Consider the following 17,615-nt stretch of genomic DNA (forward strand, 5'->3'; position numbering starts at 1 on the left):
CACTAGGGCATCTTTATTTTGCTAGACATATGACTAAAATTTAACTTGATTTTTTTCTTTTACTTTTTACATTTCGATAAAACAAAGCAGCACTCAGCGGCATAACACCAAACCACTTATTCATAAATGGCTCTTTTTCAGCACGGCGTTGTTCTTTCTTTTGTTTTCGATCTTCTTTTGGAGCATCCATATACGACACAAACTGCTGCGTCACAAAGCGAACATAATCATTAGTAGACATATTATCATCACCTCTACTTGATTAGTATGTCCACTTTTTTATACATTAATCTTTTCCTTTAATTCATTCATAATTTGCTTTACAGACTTATTTGTCGTATCGATATGAATGTGAGCCTCTTCATAATAAGCTCGGCGTGATTCAAATTTCGTTACAAATGCATCTATATCTTTCTTTTGAAATAGTGGACGTGTCGTATCTTCACTAAGCCTTTCTGCAATTACATGCGGATCACAATATAAATACACGACAGTTCCGTTCTCTTTCATCCACTTGCGATTTTCCGCTCGTTCAATAATTCCCCCACCAGTTGTAATAATGACATTATGGACTGGTAGCGCACGTAACATTTCGCTTTCATATTCCCGAAAAGCCATTTCGCCTTCTTCGGCAAAAATATTTCGAATTGCCTTCTCTTGCTTCTCTTCGATTTTTTGATCAGTATCTACAACATCCATTTGAAGTTCTTTACTTAACGCTTTTCCAATTGTTGTTTTCCCTGCTCCCATGTAGCCGGTTATGTATATAGATTTCATTTTCTGTCCTCTCAATCGTCATTTATTAATTGTTATTATAACGAAAGATGCTACTTTGTTTAATAAAAAAACGTTTTGTTCTTATACTATGAAGAACAAAACGTAACACTCGCTTTTACTTATAAGTACCTCTTCTCACCCACTGCGTTGCAATCCATTTCTCGCCTTTCGTTACAGGTGCCCCTCCGTGTAACGTAAGCTCATTTAGTGATTGATCTTGATAAAAATACTCAAAGTATACTGCCATTCCCTTTCTAGGGTGTACAGAAAGATTTAATTTCGGGAAGTACGTTTCCCCGCCTTCTTCTACATCATTTAAGTACATTACAAGCGTACTAATACGATTGTTAGCAGCTGATCTACTATGTTCCGCAAAATAATCATAGTGTGCTTTATATTGTTGATCCACTTCATAATTTAAAATGTGTAATCCTTCACCATGCGACGCAGGAACATTCATGATAGATGAAATTCGTTTTTCAATCTTTGAAGTAAGTTCATTGTCTTCCAAAAATGCACCGCTACTTGTTCGAATATCATTTACATCACGTGATGAACCAATTTTAGAACGCTCCATTTTATTTTTAGACATTTCAATCAATTCATCACACTCTTCATCACTTAGTACATTTGCTAATACGACAATAAGAGGTTCTTCGAATTTTGAAATAATGTGTATTTCTCTATCTTCTGTCATAATCGTATTTCCTTTATGATCAAAAATAGTTTGTTCCTTATTTTCACCTATTTGATTGTTGTTTGTCATTTCCCTATTCTCCCTAAAAATAATGATTGGATAGCATGAATATATCATATTCTTTCTACCTTTCTCTTTTTTGAGAAAATTTAAACTTTTAATCATTATATTTATCCATTTCTTCTAAAAAATCAATTCAATTTACAATAGAAAATCCTGGTTTATCTCCATATATTTCACATATTATCCTTCTATCCAATCCACTATTTTTCCATCCTTTTTTCTATACCGAAAACTCACCGTATAGAAAGCTTCCTGTTTGAGTGTGCACTGCAACGCAACGAGAATTAAATCATTTTCAAAGACATAATTTCCACTCGCTTCTCCCTTTTCATACTGAAAGAAAAATGTACCTTCTTTTTCTTTTTGCTGTAAATCTTTTTTTATATCTGTAATAGATCGGTTAAGTAATTCATCCAATAAAAACTTTTGTTCTATTTCTATATAAAATTTTTTATCTGTAAACAACATATTTGTTTCGTATATAAAAAAAGAAGTTAATAAAATAAGAAAGATAATCGTTCCAGGCATTGTAAATCCATTTTGCTTTCTCATACATTTATTCCTATTTCGCTATATCGCATAACTACACCTTCATATATTTTCCCACTAGTATCTTTCACATTTATAATGAGTACATGAGGTGTTAGTTTGTAAGAAACCGTTCCAATATTTTGTAAAACAACTTCCCTCCCGCGCCTATTTACCTTTCTTATAAGACGACTATTCTCTTTTTCATACGATACTTCACTCCCATTACGCGATCGGAATCGTAAAATACTTTCTCCATTTTCAAATGCTAGCTGTTCTCCAGATGATACTTCACGAAACTCCAATTGCATTTGCCCTAAATACACATCCCACTCCCAATCATTTAACCCTTTCGACTGTTTATTTTCCATTTCAATGAAATGTAGGCGGGGAAAGAGCAAAAAAAATATTGATAATAGAAACAGACATACAATCATTTCTATTAATGAAAAACCAAATTCTAATTTATTTTTTCTCCTACATAAAAGCATTGTTCCATCATTCTTTCTTTCACATCTCTCCACACAGTACAAACTTCATTGCCTCCCCAATATGTGTAATACACAATTCCATTTATATTCTTTTCTATTATTCGCTTGTCTTCATTTCCATACATATATATAGCTGCTTCTTTTTTTAATAATCCAGTTGCCTTATAACGAATTTGTATATTTTTTCTTTCTTGCATAACTAATACTGTTTGCGGTAGTAGTAACGATACAGCCATCATTAAAACACTTAACGATACAATCATTTCAGCCATTATGGATCCTTTTTGACATTTCACGATACGTAAATCTCCCTCTTCCAAGCTGAAATACAATTTCATATTTATAATTTCGATACGAAATTATAATCGTACCACCTCTATTAATATTTCCACTTGGATTATATGTCATCGGATTTGGAAACGTATGCAAATCAATTTGTATATCTTCTTCATACTCTCGCTTGACGATATAATACTTTGTACCTGACTCTTTTATAGCATACATATTTCTATCTTTATGCCAACGTAATGTATAGTGCTTTTGACGGTTTATCGCTAATTGCTGCATATACAAAATATCATTTGAAAACTGTCTCAAAAATTGTTCAACTTTTTGTCGCTCGTATAAGGAATGAACACTAAAATACGTAACTATACTTAATACAGAAATAGCAAATAAAACGAGTAACATTTCTAAAAAAGTAAACCCCTGTTGTTTCACAATGCCCTAATTGATACTGCGCCATCATCTGAAATATGAATAGATTCGCCATTCGGGCACTTATCAGTTGTAATATACTTTTCATCTGTCAGTTCTTTTAACGATGGAATTTTATTATGTTGTAATTGATATACTTGTATTTGCGCTTCTATAGATTTCACGTAAGCTGCACAACCTTTTCCTTGGACCGATGAGCGCTGTGTAACTACATTCGGAATAATTAATAGTAATAATATAGTTATGACAACCATTACTAATAGCATCTCTAACAGAGTAAACCCTTCCTCATTCTGCATACAAATGCCCCCTAAATAGAATTCATCATTTGAAACATCGGCATAATCATCGCTAAGTACATAAGGACAACGATTCCTCCAATACATGTAAATAAAATAGGCTGAATGATAACTAACATATGTTTAATTTTCCGTTCCATCTTTTCCATAATAAGATCGCTATAGTCACCTAATTCAATCCCTAAATTGCCGTTTGCTTGTCCATGCGTAATAACATAAGAAAGTTCTTTCTCGTAATACCCACTTTTAGCAATGATAGATTGTAACTGTTCTCCTCCAATTAATTGTCTTTCAATCCGGCTCGCTTCATATTTAAAGAACGGATGATATCTTTGCTCCATCATTATTGTTAAAGCTTCACATACTGATAGTCCACCATTTAATAAACCACTCAACTGAGTAGCAAAATAATGTGAATGCTTTAAAATAAGAAATGTTTTGATGAGGGGAATACGAAGCATAATTTTTACCTGTCTAATATGTGGAAGTTTCCTAAAATACAACATGTATAAAATACCTCCAATAATAACAGTTAAAATAGCGGTTAAAATAATGTAAGGTAGCAGTTTTATTGCACTTAAAATTTGTTCTGTAAGTAGTGGTGTATTAGAACCGAACGAACTATAAACCATTTCAACCTGAGGTAATAAAATGAGTTTAAAAATAAAGAGCATGATTAGTAGAAAAAACATCAAAAACATAGGATACTGCATTATTTTCATCATGTCTCTCCTATACTTATCTTTCTTATAAAGAAGTGCACTTCCTTGTTGCAAAGCAAAAGAAATATCACCATGTTGCTCGGCATAAAATAAATAACTTAACATGTCCTGATGAAACTTTAACTGATGAAAAGAATCGTGTAGACTTTTCCCATCTTTTAACCCCTCAATCATGCGCTGCAATTGTACTTTCTTTTCTACAGGTAATTGAAACTGTAAAAATTCTAATGATTGTAAAAGAGAGTAGCCTTTTTCTAATAATTCTCCTAAACGTTTCAACAATACTACTTGATCACTTAAACTCCAAGTTTTCTTAAACATAAACATCTTCTTCTAAAAAACCTAAAGCATATCCTTTTCGTATTGACGATTCTAAAGTCTCATGTTTGTAAGTAACACATTCTCCACCAGCTTCTTTAAGCGCTTGTTTTAACTCATATCCATATAGTAGCTCATATATGCTAGCCTGCCTTACTTGCCTCATTGATTTACATAAAGTTGAGCACTTTCCTCTGCAAAACGGACACTTCAATTCGACAAGTCGCTGTGCAGCTACAGCCAATAAAGACTGTTCAATATCTTGCCTCGTTATACCATAATCCATGAAGCGAATGATTGCTCCTTTCGCATCATTCGTATGCAGTGTTGTCATTACTAAATGTCCTGTCAAACTTGCTCTTATAGCTATTTTTGCTGTTTCTTCATCACGGATTTCACCGACTAAAATAATATCTGGATCATGACGTAAAATAGCCTTTAATCCTGTTTCATATGTGAGACCCGCTTTTTCATTTATTTGAATTTGTAATACATCGTCACTTCTTTTTTCAACCGGATCTTCAAGTGTAATGATGCGACGTGTTTTCTTTTTTCTAATTACCTCTAATAATGCATACATTGTCGTCGTCTTCCCAGATCCAGTCGGTCCAGTAAACACAAGTAGCCCCTGTGAATAGCGTAAAAACGAGAGTAGTTTTGCTGCCGTACTTGGAAATAACGAAAGATGTGATAAGGGCTGAACAGATGCTTGTAAATGAAGGCGAATAACGAGACTTTCTTGATATACTGTTGGAAGTGTTGAAAGGCGTAAATACACTTCTTGTCCATCAATTTGCAAATACAACGAACCATTCTGTGGCTTCCGTTTCTCGCCTATGTCCATAGATGCTAAAAATTTGAAATGTGAGACAAGTTTTTCTCCAAACTCCTTTTCAATACACTGTCTCGTCATTAAATCTTTTCCTATACGTAGTTGCACCGCTACATCCTTCTGCCGGGGCACAATATGTAAATCTGACGCTTGTACCCTACACGCTTCTTTTAAAATTGCATTCGCAAAAATTTCAATCCCATTCATCACTTTTCCCTCCTCACTATGTATATAGCATGAAAACATGCGCAATAAAAATTTGGACTTTTGTATTTTCAATAGAGGAAAAAGGAAAAATATGTTTGTGAAATTATGAACAATTTCCGAATTATTGTCTGAAATTACCTATACTCATGTTTATCTGTATTATAATGTTATTATCTTGGATAAAGTGATAAAGGTGGAGATCCTCATGGAACAAGCTTTAAAAATTACAGGTGTATTATCTGACCCAACTCGTTATTACATTTATAAATATATTTCGCAAAAACATAGTTACGTAACGGTACAAGAAATTGCAGATGAGTTTGACATTCATCCAAACGTAGCGCGTTTACATTTATCTAAATTAGAAGATGTTCATATGCTAAAATCGGAAACGAAGAAAACTGGAAAAGGCGGACGACCGAGCAGATTGTATGTCTTATCTGAAGATGTTATCCAATTACAATTTCCATTCCGTGATTATCAATTGTTAGCAAGAATCGCATTTAATTCTTTACTTAGTCTTGGTGCTGCTGGTGAGAAAGCGCTATACGAAACAGGAAAACAATTCGGAGCTGAATTAATGCAACAACATATGCAACGTTTAAATGTGAGTGAAGATGCTTTAACAGTGGAACAAAAAGTTCAAATTGCAAAAGAAGCTTTCTCAACAGCTGGCTTATCACCTGCATTTGAATTAAGTGCAGATGGAACAAAAATTTTCTATGATGTACACAATTGTCCATTTAAAGAAGTTGCTGTTCATCATCCAACTGAAATTTGTAACATGCACGGAGATATGATGAAAGGGATTTTTGAAATCCTATTCCCTAACATGGAATTAACTCGAAATGATAGTCTATTAGATGGATGTAAATCTTGTAATTATAAACTAACAATTTAATTTTTCATATAAAAAGAAGCCAATAATAATTGGCTTCTTTTTATATGAACGAATATTTACAATAGTAAGAAAAATAAACTATAATGAGGTGAGGTTTACTTTTTTTAGAAAAGGAGGGAGATGGCATGGAGCGCATGTTTCGCGTTCTCGGCTTTTGGACTGGAATTTTCTCGGTTATGTTTTACGTAGGGGATATGCAACCGGCCGCACTACTATTTTTAGGACAAACAGGTTTCTTCGTACTTTTAAGCTATTTAAAATTAACAGAGCGTATGTATATATACGTATTTGGGGCATATTTAACTGTTTTCTTCATAGGATTTACATACTACACGACATTCTTACTTGTGCCTGGGGCTGGACATTAAAAGATGGCATTTTGCCATCTTTTTTTTAATTCCGGAATTTCCTAGTTGACTTATAGGTTTTATTACCTTATATTCTATATAACAGATTGGAATTAGGGGGAATCAACATGAATACACTGCTTGTCGGAATTAACGTTGCAGTCATGCTCATCTTAGTTGGCGTATTATATTATATGCAACGTAAGCATGTATCTTTTAATAAACGTGTATTTACCGCTTTAGGAGTCGGAATTTTATTCGGTCTTATATTACAATTTATTTATGAGCCAACTTCTAAAGTAATTATTGAATCAAATACTTGGTTTGGCTTAATCGGTAACGGTTATGTAAAATTACTTCAAATGATCGTTATGCCACTTATTTTAGTATCTATTATTTCAGCATTTACAAAATTACAGTTAACGAAAAACCTTGGTAAAATTAGTGGCCTTATTATCGGTATTTTAATTCTTACTACAGGAATCGCTGCAGCTGTCGGTATCGCTGCAAGTGCAGGATTTGATGTATCTGCAACCGGCCTACAACAAGGTGATGCAGAATCTGCTCGTCTGAAACTAGTTGAAGAAAGATTTACTTCTATTGAAAAGACAACAATTCCAGATAAATTATTAGAGCTATTACCTACAAATCCGTTTCTTGATTTAACAGGCGCTCGTCCAACATCAACAATTTCTGTCGTAATATTTGCAGCCTTTATCGGCATTGCCTTTATAGGTGTAAAACGAAAATATCCAGAACAAGCAGAGCTATTTAAGAAGATGCTTGATGCTGTATATGCAATCGTAATGCGTATGGTAACATTAATTTTACGCCTTACTCCATACGGCGTATTAGCTCTTATGGCAAAAACAGTTGCTGGTAGCGACATAAATGCTATTTTAAAACTTGGCAACTTCGTGTTAGCGTCTTACGTAGCACTTATCGTAATGTTCGTTATCCACTTATTATTAATTGCACTATCTGGTTTAAATCCAATTCAATATTTAAAAAAGGTGTTCCCTGTATTAACATTTGCATTCACATCTCGCTCTAGTGCTGGCGCGATGCCATTAAATATTGAAGCGCAAAAAGAAAAGCTTGGTATTTCCGAAGGAATTGCAAACTTCGCAGCTTCATTTGGGGTATCTATCGGACAAAACGGTTGCGCAGGTATTTATCCAGCAATGCTTGCAATGATGGTCGCTCCAACTGTAGGAATTGATCCATTACAACCACAATTTATTTTAACTTTAATCGCTGTTGTTGCTATTAGCTCATTCGGTGTTGCCGGAGTTGGTGGCGGCGCAACATTCGCAGCTTTAATCGTACTATCTACAATGAACTTACCAATCGGTATTGTTGCTCTAGTTATCTCGGTTGAGCCATTAATCGATATGGGGCGTACAGCTCTTAACGTAAGTGGCTCTATGACAGCAGGTCTTATTTCAAGTAAATGGCTTGGTGAATTAGATCAAGATACGTACAATCAAGATGATACAAAAACTGGTGAAATTGCTTCATAATGAAAAAAGACGCTAACATACAATTGTTAGCGTCTTTTTTATTCCGTCCCCTCTTTATAGATTTTATCTTGAGAATTATCACTCTAAGTATTCTTCTAGTTGCTCTTTTAACTCTTCCTCAATCTCATAACAAGATTCATCAGCGAGTTCCCCTACTTTCTTACTCCCCAAAATGTTTGATTGAATTGGCATTCCTAAAAAGATTCTTTCACATTTCCAAATTGGAATATTATGAAATCCAATCAGCTCTTTTTCTTCATCTAATATAGCTATAGCAACTGATGAATAATAACCCACCTCAAAGGGATTCTCTTTTTCTCTTGCAAATCCCATATCTAATTCCATGTGTTTTTCTATGTATAAATGTGAATACTCTTTATGCAGTTTAAGTGATATTCGCTCTATTTCCTTCTCCATACATTGAATGTTCTCTTTTAACTCCAACGTAAACTCCTGTTCTTTATATTTCATTTTCGCCTCCTTAAACATAGAAAAAGAGAATACAATAACATATCCTCTTTCCTCAAATATATTTCATTATCTCACAGCCCGTCCTTTTCACAAATAACCATTTTGTTCGCACCATTTATGAAATTGTCCTACGTCTACTCCAACTAACACGATATCCTTTAGCTCTACATCAATGACTTGTTCTCCAATTACAATAGCAAACTGCGATGCTAATTTTGTCTCATTTTTCTTTACAATTCCAATTCGGTTCCGATGCGGTCCATCTTTTATATATGCTTTTTGTCCTACAATATCAAAGTTCAAAATTCTCACCTCTTTTACTGCGCTCAAATTGGAAATACGATCTCCACCTCGGAAAATTTCCTTTCATTGCACTATTTCTCTATATATATGACGAAACAATAAAAGAGTCCTTCCTTCTTTACAATTATTTTTTCTTTGTTTCATTTTTGTGATTGAAACGTAAAGTTTATAATAAAATACACTTGGAAGCGCTTTCTATGTAATTTTTTATGTTATAATATATAAGTAGAACTTCGTAAAGAGGGTTAAAAAATGAATACAAAAATGATTAAAAAAGTAATTGAAGCATTAAAAGTATATGGCTTTCAGGATGTATCATTCTGTGACAAAACGAAGCAATTTTTATTTCATAACGAAACCGATATTATGAGCGGCTATGCAGAAATAACATATAGTAGTCAATTTGAAAAATTCAACGTACAAATTCATCCAATTGAAACGCATCACCAAGCAGAGTTACAAGAGATTGAAAGACATATACAAGCTTGTATAAGAAAAGTGGAATATTTAAACGCACTTCTTACCGGGCAGACAAAACTAGATGATAAAATTATTATTATGTAAAAAAAGAACGTGATCCAATCACGTTCTTTTTTCATTATACGTTCATCTTTTCCTTTAGTTGTAATCCTGTAACAGATTCTAATACATCCATCGATTCTCCAAATGTCATATCAAAAATTGTCTTGTCCTCTATGTATGGAAACTGTCTGAAACGCTTTTCTAACACCTTCACAGCATCTGATGTAAAGTTTGCACTATCAATGCCAAATTCTGTTTCAAGAAGAACGATCCAATCTAACACATGAAAACCTAATCCATTGACGAATGAAATCAATTTTTCTTCTGGGTTTGAAGATAAGAATACTTGGCGTTCCATCTCACTAAAAAGTTCTTCTCCTAAGATTTCAGCTAACTCATCATCATGTTCACGTTCAACAAGTTCTTCGTAGCCGTAATCATCCACAAGCTCTTCTACTTCTTCACTATCCTGACAAAGCAATTGACTAAGAAGTGCCTCTTTCTTAAATTCACTATTTTGTACGACTTCTAAAAAGCTCGTTTCCCATCCATTTTCTAATTTCATATTATGTACTCCTTTATATACGTTTCTTATCATCACTGTACCCAAAAGATCACTTTTATAACCTTTTAGGTAGTTACTATTATTTCATATGATTCATAACATAAGATGCAAACTCAGCTACATCTCCTTCAAAAATATTTATTTCTGGCAAGTGATAGAACGTTGTTTGGAGCGGGCTTCCTGCATGATATACATATATCGTTTTCTCTAGTGCAATCGCCATTCCAAACTCTGTATGGCTCCCATTTCCGCCATCTAATATAAGTAAAAATACATCCGCTGCTTTTACAGCATTTTGTTCTGCCTGACCAATTTCTCTTAATTGTTCTTCATTTGCTGCTTTTTCGTTTTTGGTCCAATCATATGTATGGTGCCATCCTGCATGTTTCAGTTCATTTGCTACGGAACGTACAAGATGTTTATTTTGGAAACCTGAGGCGATATAAAAATTCATTTATATACACTCCTTCATTATGTATAGGGAAACTCCTTTTTAGCGTTATTTGTTATAGCTACAATAAAGAACAACTTCAAAAAAAATCCCCATCTTTAAAACTTATTTGCGTTTAAATGATGGGATGCTTCATGGTCTTCTTTTATTTTTTGTTTTTTATAACTTTCATCAGCTAACATTTCTAGTTCAGCTGTTATCTCCGACTTTTCAAGCTCTCTTTCTTGCGAAAATTTCCTTGAAATATAAACAATAACACTACCAACGTACAACACAAAGCATATAATAAGTGCAGTATTTTCATAGAGACTTAGCTCCAACACAGTCACTCCTAATCCATTCGTATTTTCACGCCTCATTAATTGGAATTTCCCTATTAACCCATTTGTTATCCCGCTATTTGAGGGCAGTAAGACTCCCTCCTCAAAATTCAGTAACAGTAAAGAAGTTAGATGTGGGATGCACCCAACTGATTAAAGTTTCACTTTATTGTAACATAAAAATATCAATTCTTGGAATCTTTCACCCTACTAAAAGAGGCATGATTATTTCATCATGCCTCTGAAATATTTTGAATGATTGTTTTAATTGCTTCTTTTCCATTATATTTTTTTAGTGCTGTTTTATACTTCTCATTATTTTGATTTAATTCTTCGACATACTTTATAAGAGATTTTACATTTACATCTTCTTCATATAATACGGAGGCATATCCTTGTCTTTCAAAGGACTCTGCATTTAATATTTGATCTCCACGGCTTGCAAATTTCGATAATGGAATTAAAACCATCGGCTTTTGTAATGTTAAAAATTCAAAAATTGCGTTGGAGCCCGCGCGTGAAATAACAAAATCTGTTACCGCTAATATATCTGGCAGTTCTCCATGTACATATTCAAATTGTCTATATCCTTCTTTATTTTGTAAACTTTCATCAAGGTTACCTTTTCCGCAAAGGTGAACAATTTGATACTTTTTAAGAAGTTCTGGTAATGCTTCTCGAGCCGTATCATTAATTTTTTTCGCGCCCAAGCTGCCTCCCATAATCGTAATAACTGGCTTTTTACGTGAAAAACCTAAAAACGCTAAACCTTTTTCACGATTTCCCTTCAGCACTTCTTCACGTACAGGAGACCCCGTATATATTACTTTTTCTTTCGGTAAATGTTTCGCTGCTTCTTCAAATGTAACAAATATTTTCGAAGCAAAACGAAGCGCAATTTTATTTGCTAGTCCTGGCGTCATATCAGATTCATGTAATAAAACTGGTACTCTATTTAGCCATCCGCCAATTACGACTGGTACAGATACGAAACCGCCTTTTGAAAAAATCACATCTGGTTTTAGTTTTCGAATTCTTACATACGCATCCATAACACCCTTCATTACAAGAAAAGGATCTTTTATATTTTTTAAATCAAAATAACGACGTAGCTTTCCACTCGAAATACTATAGTAGGGAATGCCTTCCTTTTCTATAATCGTTTTCTCAATACCTTGGTGAGAACCAATATAAGAGATATCCCAGTTGTCTTCCTGTAAATATGGGATAATGGCTAAATTAGGTGTTACATGTCCTGCCGAACCGCCACCTGTAAAGACTATTTTCTTCATACGTCTCCCCCTTCTAGACTATAATACACTAAAATATCTTGCCTCAGGGTGAGAAAATACCATAGCCGTTACGGACGCTTCTGGCTCCATCATGAATCCTTCTGTTAATGAAATACCTATTTCCTCTGGATGAATTAAGCGAAATAGCTTTTCTTGATCTGCAAGTTCTGGACACGCCGGATAACCAAATGACACTCGTATTCCTCTATATTTCGTACGGAAACGTTCTTCCATCGTCAGTTCAGGTGAGTCCGGAATGCCCCAGCGGTCACGAATGAGCATATGTGTTTTTTCAGCAAGTCCTTCCGCTAATTCAAGCGCTAACGATTGAATGGCATGACTACGTAGGTAATCACCTTTCGCCTTCCACTCTTCAGCAATATCCCGAACTCCTTCCCCAACCGTAACAGATAAGAAAGCAACATAGTCCATCTCATCTCCTATTGGGCGCAAATAATCACCTAAAGTACGATAGGGAGCCTTTCCTTGTCTAGGGAATGTGAAACGCTCTATAACACGCGTATGATCTTCTGGATCATATATTACAATGTTTTGTCCGTCGCTTTGCGCTGGGAAAAATTGATACACTGCTTTCGGCTTTAACCAAGATTGTCCTTCCTGCAATAATTCATCTATTAAATCATTTAATTCATGTGCTCTCTTATCTCCCTCTTTCAAAAGCTTCTTCACATTTCCTTTTAATCCAAGGTGATGCCCAAGTAGCATTTGTCTATTCAGAAATGGTGCGAGATGAAGGGCGGGAACATCTCGTAATACAATTCGTTTTGTTGAATCAGGCACCATAACCTCTGATTTTGGTAATGGCTCAATTACTGCTGGAATTTCTACTTTCTTCTCCTCTTTTTTTACGATATGAAGATGACGTTCTTTTTTATCCTGCTTCATCTTCTCACGCTCTTCTTCTTTTTGAAGCTTATTAATAATATCGAGCCCCGTCATCGCATCACTCGCATAACAAACGAGTCCTTTATATGATGGTGAAATCCGATTATCTGTAAACTTTCTCGTTAACGCTGCACCACCTACAACAATGGGCACATCAATATTTGCCGCTTTTAAATCTTCAGCAGTCGTTACCATTTGTTGAGCTGATTTTACTAATAAACCTGAAAGGCCTATAATGTCCGGCTTCTTTTCTTGTACTTCTTGAACAATTCGATCCGAACGTACATTAATTCCTAAATTAATAATCTCATATCCGTTATTCGCTAAAATAATTTCAACGAGATTTTTCCCAATATCATGCACGTCACCTTTTACAGTTGCTAACAATACTTTCCCTTTTTTCGCACTATCACTAGATTCCATATGTGGCTCTAAATAGCTTACAGCGGCTTTCATACTTTCGGCACTTTGCAATACTTCAGCAACAATAAGTTCATTATTATTAAATAGTCGTCCTACCTCGTCCATCCCTGTCATAAGCGGACCGTTAATAATATCAAGAGGTTTTCTTCCTTCTTCAAGTGCAAGACTTAAATCCTCGTGTAATCCTTGTTTCGTACCTTCTACAATATAATTTGCTAGTCTTTCATCAAGCGTTAACGTTTCTTGCACAACGACATCTTTCTTTTTAGCAACTCGGTAAAAGTTTGTAAATTCTTCTAACGTCTCTTTCGTCGTTTCAAACAGTAATGCATCTGCAAGGCGTTTTTCTTCCTCTGGAATCGACGCATAGCGTTCTAATTTTTCCGTATTCACAATCGCGTAATCTAATCCTGCTTTCGTAGCATGATATAAAAAGACTGAATTTAATACTTCACGTCCAGCCGGTGGTAAACCAAATGATATGTTACTTACACCTAAAATCGTTAAACACTCTGGTAACGCTTCTTTAATAAGGCGAATTCCTTCTATAGTCGCTGCCGCTGAGCCAATATATTCTTCATCACCTGTCCCTACTGGAAACACAAGTGCATCAAAAATAATATCTGACGGGCGTATCCCATACTTCTTTGTAAGTAATTCATAGCTTCTTTTCGCAATTTCTATCTTTCGTTCCGCACTAACCGCCATACCGTCTTCATCAATTGTTCCTACAACTATAGCGGCACCATACTTTTGAAGAAGCGGTGTCACTTTTTTAAATCGTTCTTCTCCATCTTCTAAATTAATTGAATTAATAACAGCTTTTCCTTGAATATAAGTAAGAGCTCGCTCCATCACATTTTCATCTGTTGAATCAATCATAATCGGTACTTTTAAAACTTTCGTAACTTCTGCTAAGAAGTTTTCCATATCTTCTATTTCATCGCGATCAGGATCTGCCATACAAATGTCAATAATATGAGCATTTTTCTTCACTTGCGCTCTTGCCACTTCAGCAGCCTCTTCAAATTTCCCTTCTGCTACTAAGCGTTTAAATTTACGTGACCCAATAACATTCGTTCTTTCACCTACAAATAACGGTCTCATAGACTCATCATATTGCAGTGCTTCTAATCCACTAATTCCATGTCCTTCTCTCTCATGATGGTCACGAGGCCTAAGAGATGCTAGCGCGGATTTCATTGCTTTTATATGTTCTGGTGTCGTGCCACAACAACCACCAATAATATTAACCCATCCTTCTTCAGCAAATCGCTTCACCTTTTCAGCAAGAGAAGATGGAGATTCATGGTAATGTCCATCTTCATCAGGAAGACCTGCATTTGGATAACAAGAAATGTAACACTCCGATAAATCAGATAGTGAACGAATATGGTCCCTCATAAACTCCGGACCAGTCGCACAGTTTAACCCAACAGATAATGGTTTCATATGTTCTACTGATAAATAAAAAGCTTCAATTGTTTGCCCAGCCAGAGTCGTTCCCATTGGCTCAATCGTTCCTGAAATCATAATAGGAACCGTTTTTTTCAGTTCTTCAAAAGCCGCTTGAATTCCAATATAAGCTGCTTTCACGTTACGCATATCTTGACTCGTCTCAACGAGTAATACATCAACTGCTCCTTTTAATAATCCTCGTGCCTGCCTTGTATAAGCCTCAATCAATTCTTCAAAAGTCACACCACCTGTAACACTAATTGCTTTCGTTGTTGGTCCCATCGCTCCCGCAACATATACTTCCTTCCCGCTTTCTTTAACAGCTTGCTTCGCCAAAAGTGCTGCCTTTTCATTTAGTTCTTCATCTAAATGAGACAGATCATAATCACTTAGTACAATATTCGTTGCCCCAAATGTATTTGTTTCAATAATATCCGCTCCAGCTTCAATATAAGCTTTATGAATCTTTAAAATAACGTCTGGTCTTGTTTCCACTAAATATTCATTACAGCCCTCGTACTCTTCTCCTCCGAAATCTTCAGCAGTTAAATCCTCTTGCTGAATCATTGTCCCCATTGCACCATCTAATATTAAAATGCTATTTTTTAATTTTTCTTCTATACACTTCATCAATTAATACCTTCTTTCACTTCTTGCTTTTCTCTTACATATTTAACAAGATGTTCTGTAATTTCATACTTTAAAAATGGTGTAATAAGATAAATACCATTAAAATATTTCATCGCTGCGTCGACCAATTCTTGTGAAATGCGGATCCCTTCCTCAATTGCTGCCTCTTTCGTTTCATGTCCATCCATTCTCTCTCTTATTTCTTCAGGAAGAGTAATACCCGGCACCTCAAAATGAAGAAAATCTGCATTCCGCTTACTTACTAACGGCATAATTCCAATAAAAATAGGTTGTTCCAAATGCTTTGTCGCTTCATACACTTCTTCAATTAACTTGATATCGTAAATTGGCTGAGTTAAAAAATACTCCGCTCCAGCATCTATTTTTCGTTCCATTCGCTTAACCGCTGCTTTTAAGTGCCTCACGTGAGGATTAAATGCGCCGCCTACAGAAAACCTTGTCGCCGGTCCAATTGATTTCCCTAAAATTGAACGTCCATCGTTCATTTCTTTAATCATTTTAATAAGCTCAATAGAGGATAAATCATATACAGAAGTGGCACCGGGAAAATCACCAACGCGCGCTGGATCACCAGTTAAAGCTAACACTTCTTCCATCCCTAACGCCGATAAACCTAACAAATGAGATTGTAGTCCAATGACGTTATGATCTCTACACGTTAAATGCGTCAATACTGGGATATCATGCTTCGTTAATAACGCACCCATCGCCATATTAGAAACACGAGGCGATGCTAATGAATTATCTGCTAGAGTAATAGCATCTGCTCCCGCTCTTTTTAACGCTCTTGCTCCTTCAAAAAAACGCTGTGTATCTAACGTTTTCGGTGGATCTAATTCCACTACAACTGTTGTTTGTTTTTTCGCTTTCTCTGCTAGAGTGACGTGAGCCTTCGAACGTTTCTCATGCGTATGAACGACTTTCGGCCTTTGAATCGTGTCTTTTTCTATTACAGGGGTAATATTCGCAACAGCGCGCTTCATACTTTGAATATGTTCTGGAGTCGTACCACAACAACCACCCAATAACCGAATACCTTGCTCAATAAATCTCGGTGTCATCGCTTCAAAATAAGCTGGACTTCCCTCATATACGTAACGTCCATCCACATAATTCGGGAGGCCTGCATTTGGGTATGCTGATAAATAGCCATTTTGAGGAATCGATATCATTTTGAAAGCTTCCGTCATATGAAGCGGCCCTAGTTGACAATTCAATCCAACAACATTTGCACCGTAATCTATAAGTTGCTTTAATATTTCATTGACATCATTTCCATTTTGAGTCGTACCTGCTTCATGTAACGCTAATTGCGCAACAATTGGAATATTCGTTTGCTTACGCAATACTTTAACGGCATGAAGTAATTCAAATTCATCGTAAAAAGTTTCTAATAGTAATCCATCAACCTGTTCTTCTAGTAAAGCCCCTGCCTGTTCAAGTAACATAAACTCTCTTTCCATATCAGTCGTTGTAACAGCTCCGATATGTTTCATACCACCAATTGTTCCTAAAATTGCATTTTTATCTGTCACAGATGCTTTCGCTAGTTTTACTGCCGCTCTATTAATTTCTGTAACTTGATTTTCTAAACCATACATACGTAATTTCGCCTCATTTGCTCCATACGTATTCGTTTGAATTACATCTGCTCCAGCAGCTACATATTGTTTATGAATCGATATAATTAAGTCTGGATCAGATACATTCAATTCTTCAAAGCTACTTTGCAAACCATGTGAATGCAATAACGTCCCAACCGCACCATCACCTATTACAATTCCTTTTGATAATAAATCTAGTAATTTCACGACTCTCCCTCATTTCTATC

The 17,615-nt window shown here is 35.3% G+C and carries 22 protein-coding genes; 4 read left to right on the plus strand and 18 right to left on the minus strand.

Annotation, left to right across the window (positions count from 1 at the left end; translation table 11 throughout):
* Positions 1-40: 40 nt before the first annotated feature.
* The 10 genes from V7S45_RS20755 to comGA all read right to left on the minus strand — a co-directional run bounded on the left by V7S45_RS20755 (position 41) and on the right by comGA (position 5,651).
* Positions 41-241, minus strand: a complete 201-nt coding sequence (locus tag V7S45_RS20755; protein ID WP_000106083.1) for a YqzE family protein — start codon at positions 239-241, stop codon at positions 41-43.
* A 38-nt stretch (positions 242-279) separates the two neighbouring features.
* Positions 280-777: a shikimate kinase gene (locus tag V7S45_RS20760; protein WP_089607627.1), complete on the minus strand. Its 498-nt coding sequence runs from the start codon at positions 775-777 to the stop codon at positions 280-282.
* Between the two features lie 115 nt (positions 778-892).
* Complete coding sequence (locus V7S45_RS20765; protein WP_000183857.1) at positions 893-1,543, minus strand: 2OG-Fe(II) oxygenase; 651 nt, start codon at positions 1,541-1,543, stop codon at positions 893-895.
* A gap of 174 nt (positions 1,544-1,717) precedes the next feature.
* Positions 1,718-2,089, minus strand: coding sequence for a competence type IV pilus minor pilin ComGG (gene comGG / locus V7S45_RS20770; protein WP_089607628.1), 372 nt, complete (start codon positions 2,087-2,089; stop codon positions 1,718-1,720).
* Positions 2,086-2,556, minus strand: coding sequence for a competence type IV pilus minor pilin ComGF (gene comGF / locus V7S45_RS20775; RefSeq protein ID WP_000923101.1), 471 nt, complete (start codon positions 2,554-2,556; stop codon positions 2,086-2,088). Before comGF ends, comGG begins: the two co-directional genes overlap by 4 nt.
* The gene (locus V7S45_RS20780; protein WP_000829470.1) at positions 2,526-2,828 is read right to left on the minus strand and encodes a hypothetical protein; all 303 of its coding nucleotides are present in this window, start codon (positions 2,826-2,828) and stop codon (positions 2,526-2,528) included. The genes comGF and V7S45_RS20780 overlap by 31 nt, the downstream gene beginning before the upstream one ends.
* Positions 2,821-3,276 (minus strand): competence type IV pilus minor pilin ComGD, encoded by a 456-nt coding sequence (comGD, locus tag V7S45_RS20785; protein ID WP_000813141.1) that lies wholly within the window; start codon positions 3,274-3,276, stop codon positions 2,821-2,823. The genes V7S45_RS20780 and comGD overlap by 8 nt, the downstream gene beginning before the upstream one ends.
* Complete coding sequence (gene comGC, locus V7S45_RS20790) at positions 3,273-3,572, minus strand: competence type IV pilus major pilin ComGC (protein ID WP_001178687.1); 300 nt, start codon at positions 3,570-3,572, stop codon at positions 3,273-3,275. Before comGC ends, comGD begins: the two co-directional genes overlap by 4 nt.
* 11 nt (positions 3,573-3,583) lie before the next feature.
* Complete coding sequence (gene comGB / locus V7S45_RS20795) at positions 3,584-4,621, minus strand: competence type IV pilus assembly protein ComGB (protein WP_100249632.1); 1,038 nt, start codon at positions 4,619-4,621, stop codon at positions 3,584-3,586.
* Complete coding sequence (gene comGA / locus V7S45_RS20800; protein WP_089607630.1) at positions 4,608-5,651, minus strand: competence type IV pilus ATPase ComGA; 1,044 nt, start codon at positions 5,649-5,651, stop codon at positions 4,608-4,610. The genes comGB and comGA overlap by 14 nt, the downstream gene beginning before the upstream one ends.
* A 205-nt stretch (positions 5,652-5,856) precedes the next feature.
* Here comGA and V7S45_RS20805 point away from each other — a divergent pair, with 205 nt between their 5' ends.
* The 3 genes from V7S45_RS20805 to V7S45_RS20815 all read left to right on the plus strand — a co-directional run bounded on the left by V7S45_RS20805 (position 5,857) and on the right by V7S45_RS20815 (position 8,422).
* Complete coding sequence (locus V7S45_RS20805; RefSeq protein WP_000434125.1) at positions 5,857-6,552, plus strand: helix-turn-helix domain-containing protein; 696 nt, start codon at positions 5,857-5,859, stop codon at positions 6,550-6,552.
* 125 nt (positions 6,553-6,677) lie between these two features.
* On the plus strand, positions 6,678-6,920 hold the full coding sequence (locus V7S45_RS20810) for a DUF2626 domain-containing protein (protein ID WP_000440716.1): 243 nt from the start codon (positions 6,678-6,680) through the stop codon (positions 6,918-6,920).
* A 107-nt stretch (positions 6,921-7,027) separates the two neighbouring features.
* The gene (locus V7S45_RS20815; protein WP_001094345.1) at positions 7,028-8,422 is read left to right on the plus strand and encodes an L-cystine transporter; all 1,395 of its coding nucleotides are present in this window, start codon (positions 7,028-7,030) and stop codon (positions 8,420-8,422) included.
* A 78-nt stretch (positions 8,423-8,500) separates the two neighbouring features.
* On the opposite strand, the gene V7S45_RS20820 is transcribed toward V7S45_RS20815, so the two are convergent.
* A complete protein-coding gene (locus tag V7S45_RS20820) occupies positions 8,501-8,893 on the minus strand; it encodes a hypothetical protein (protein ID WP_000875394.1) in 393 nt (130 codons plus the stop codon).
* An 87-nt stretch (positions 8,894-8,980) separates the two neighbouring features.
* Positions 8,981-9,196: a DUF3912 family protein gene (locus V7S45_RS20825; RefSeq protein WP_001008327.1), complete on the minus strand. Its 216-nt coding sequence runs from the start codon at positions 9,194-9,196 to the stop codon at positions 8,981-8,983.
* Positions 9,197-9,448: 252 nt separating this feature from the next.
* On the opposite strand from V7S45_RS20825, the gene V7S45_RS20830 reads away from it, so the two are divergent.
* Positions 9,449-9,760: a hypothetical protein gene (locus V7S45_RS20830; protein ID WP_001093237.1), complete on the plus strand. Its 312-nt coding sequence runs from the start codon at positions 9,449-9,451 to the stop codon at positions 9,758-9,760.
* Positions 9,761-9,794: 34 nt separating this feature from the next.
* On the opposite strand, the gene V7S45_RS20835 is transcribed toward V7S45_RS20830, so the two are convergent.
* The 6 genes from V7S45_RS20835 to V7S45_RS20860 all read right to left on the minus strand — a co-directional run bounded on the left by V7S45_RS20835 (position 9,795) and on the right by V7S45_RS20860 (position 17,595).
* Positions 9,795-10,283, minus strand: a complete 489-nt coding sequence (locus tag V7S45_RS20835; protein WP_000764267.1) for a hypothetical protein — start codon at positions 10,281-10,283, stop codon at positions 9,795-9,797.
* A gap of 79 nt (positions 10,284-10,362) precedes the next feature.
* Positions 10,363-10,737, minus strand: coding sequence for a nucleoside 2-deoxyribosyltransferase (locus V7S45_RS20840; RefSeq protein ID WP_089607631.1), 375 nt, complete (start codon positions 10,735-10,737; stop codon positions 10,363-10,365).
* A 95-nt stretch (positions 10,738-10,832) separates the two neighbouring features.
* Positions 10,833-11,093 carry a DUF3966 domain-containing protein gene (locus V7S45_RS20845; protein ID WP_001250699.1) on the minus strand — a complete coding sequence of 87 codons (261 nt, stop codon included), beginning with the start codon at positions 11,091-11,093 and terminating at the stop codon, positions 10,833-10,835.
* Between the two features lie 194 nt (positions 11,094-11,287).
* A complete protein-coding gene (gene murG / locus V7S45_RS20850; RefSeq protein WP_000724776.1) occupies positions 11,288-12,346 on the minus strand; it encodes an undecaprenyldiphospho-muramoylpentapeptide beta-N-acetylglucosaminyltransferase in 1,059 nt (352 codons plus the stop codon).
* A gap of 18 nt (positions 12,347-12,364) precedes the next feature.
* Complete coding sequence (gene metH / locus V7S45_RS20855) at positions 12,365-15,763, minus strand: methionine synthase (protein ID WP_000649674.1); 3,399 nt, start codon at positions 15,761-15,763, stop codon at positions 12,365-12,367.
* Positions 15,763-17,595 (minus strand): bifunctional homocysteine S-methyltransferase/methylenetetrahydrofolate reductase, encoded by a 1,833-nt coding sequence (locus V7S45_RS20860; RefSeq protein WP_000770352.1) that lies wholly within the window; start codon positions 17,593-17,595, stop codon positions 15,763-15,765. The genes metH and V7S45_RS20860 overlap by 1 nt, the downstream gene beginning before the upstream one ends.
* Positions 17,596-17,615: the final 20 nt, after the last annotated feature.

It is taken from the genome of Bacillus sp. BR3(2024) (genome assembly GCF_039134555.1).
Taxonomy (GTDB): domain Bacteria; phylum Bacillota; class Bacilli; order Bacillales; family Bacillaceae_G; genus Bacillus_A; species Bacillus_A cereus.

Bases quoted from the DNA above. Each gene is read 5' to 3' on its own strand.
- V7S45_RS20755 (WP_000106083.1), bottom strand. From the start codon at position 241: ATGTCTACTAATGATTATGTTCGCTTTGTGACGCAGCAGTTTGTGTCG.
- V7S45_RS20760 (WP_089607627.1), bottom strand. From the start codon at position 777: ATGAAATCTATATACATAACCGGCTACATGGGAGCAGGGAAAACAACA.
- V7S45_RS20765 (WP_000183857.1), bottom strand. From the start codon at position 1,543: ATGACAAACAACAATCAAATAGGTGAAAATAAGGAACAAACTATTTTT.
- comGG (WP_089607628.1), bottom strand. From the start codon at position 2,089: ATGAGAAAGCAAAATGGATTTACAATGCCTGGAACGATTATCTTTCTT.
- comGF (WP_000923101.1), bottom strand. From the start codon at position 2,556: ATGCTTTTATGTAGGAGAAAAAATAAATTAGAATTTGGTTTTTCATTA.
- V7S45_RS20780 (WP_000829470.1), bottom strand. From the start codon at position 2,828: ATGGCTGAAATGATTGTATCGTTAAGTGTTTTAATGATGGCTGTATCG.
- comGC (WP_001178687.1), bottom strand. From the start codon at position 3,572: ATGCAGAATGAGGAAGGGTTTACTCTGTTAGAGATGCTATTAGTAATG.
- comGB (WP_100249632.1), bottom strand. From the start codon at position 4,621: ATGTTTATGTTTAAGAAAACTTGGAGTTTAAGTGATCAAGTAGTATTG.
- comGA (WP_089607630.1), bottom strand. From the start codon at position 5,651: ATGAATGGGATTGAAATTTTTGCGAATGCAATTTTAAAAGAAGCGTGT.
- V7S45_RS20805 (WP_000434125.1), top strand. From the start codon at position 5,857: ATGGAACAAGCTTTAAAAATTACAGGTGTATTATCTGACCCAACTCGT.
- V7S45_RS20810 (WP_000440716.1), top strand. From the start codon at position 6,678: ATGGAGCGCATGTTTCGCGTTCTCGGCTTTTGGACTGGAATTTTCTCG.
- V7S45_RS20815 (WP_001094345.1), top strand. From the start codon at position 7,028: ATGAATACACTGCTTGTCGGAATTAACGTTGCAGTCATGCTCATCTTA.
- V7S45_RS20820 (WP_000875394.1), bottom strand. From the start codon at position 8,893: ATGAAATATAAAGAACAGGAGTTTACGTTGGAGTTAAAAGAGAACATT.
- V7S45_RS20830 (WP_001093237.1), top strand. From the start codon at position 9,449: ATGAATACAAAAATGATTAAAAAAGTAATTGAAGCATTAAAAGTATAT.
- V7S45_RS20835 (WP_000764267.1), bottom strand. From the start codon at position 10,283: ATGAAATTAGAAAATGGATGGGAAACGAGCTTTTTAGAAGTCGTACAA.
- V7S45_RS20840 (WP_089607631.1), bottom strand. From the start codon at position 10,737: ATGAATTTTTATATCGCCTCAGGTTTCCAAAATAAACATCTTGTACGT.
- V7S45_RS20845 (WP_001250699.1), bottom strand. From the start codon at position 11,093: ATGAGGCGTGAAAATACGAATGGATTAGGAGTGACTGTGTTGGAGCTA.
- murG (WP_000724776.1), bottom strand. From the start codon at position 12,346: ATGAAGAAAATAGTCTTTACAGGTGGCGGTTCGGCAGGACATGTAACA.
- metH (WP_000649674.1), bottom strand. From the start codon at position 15,763: ATGAAGTGTATAGAAGAAAAATTAAAAAATAGCATTTTAATATTAGAT.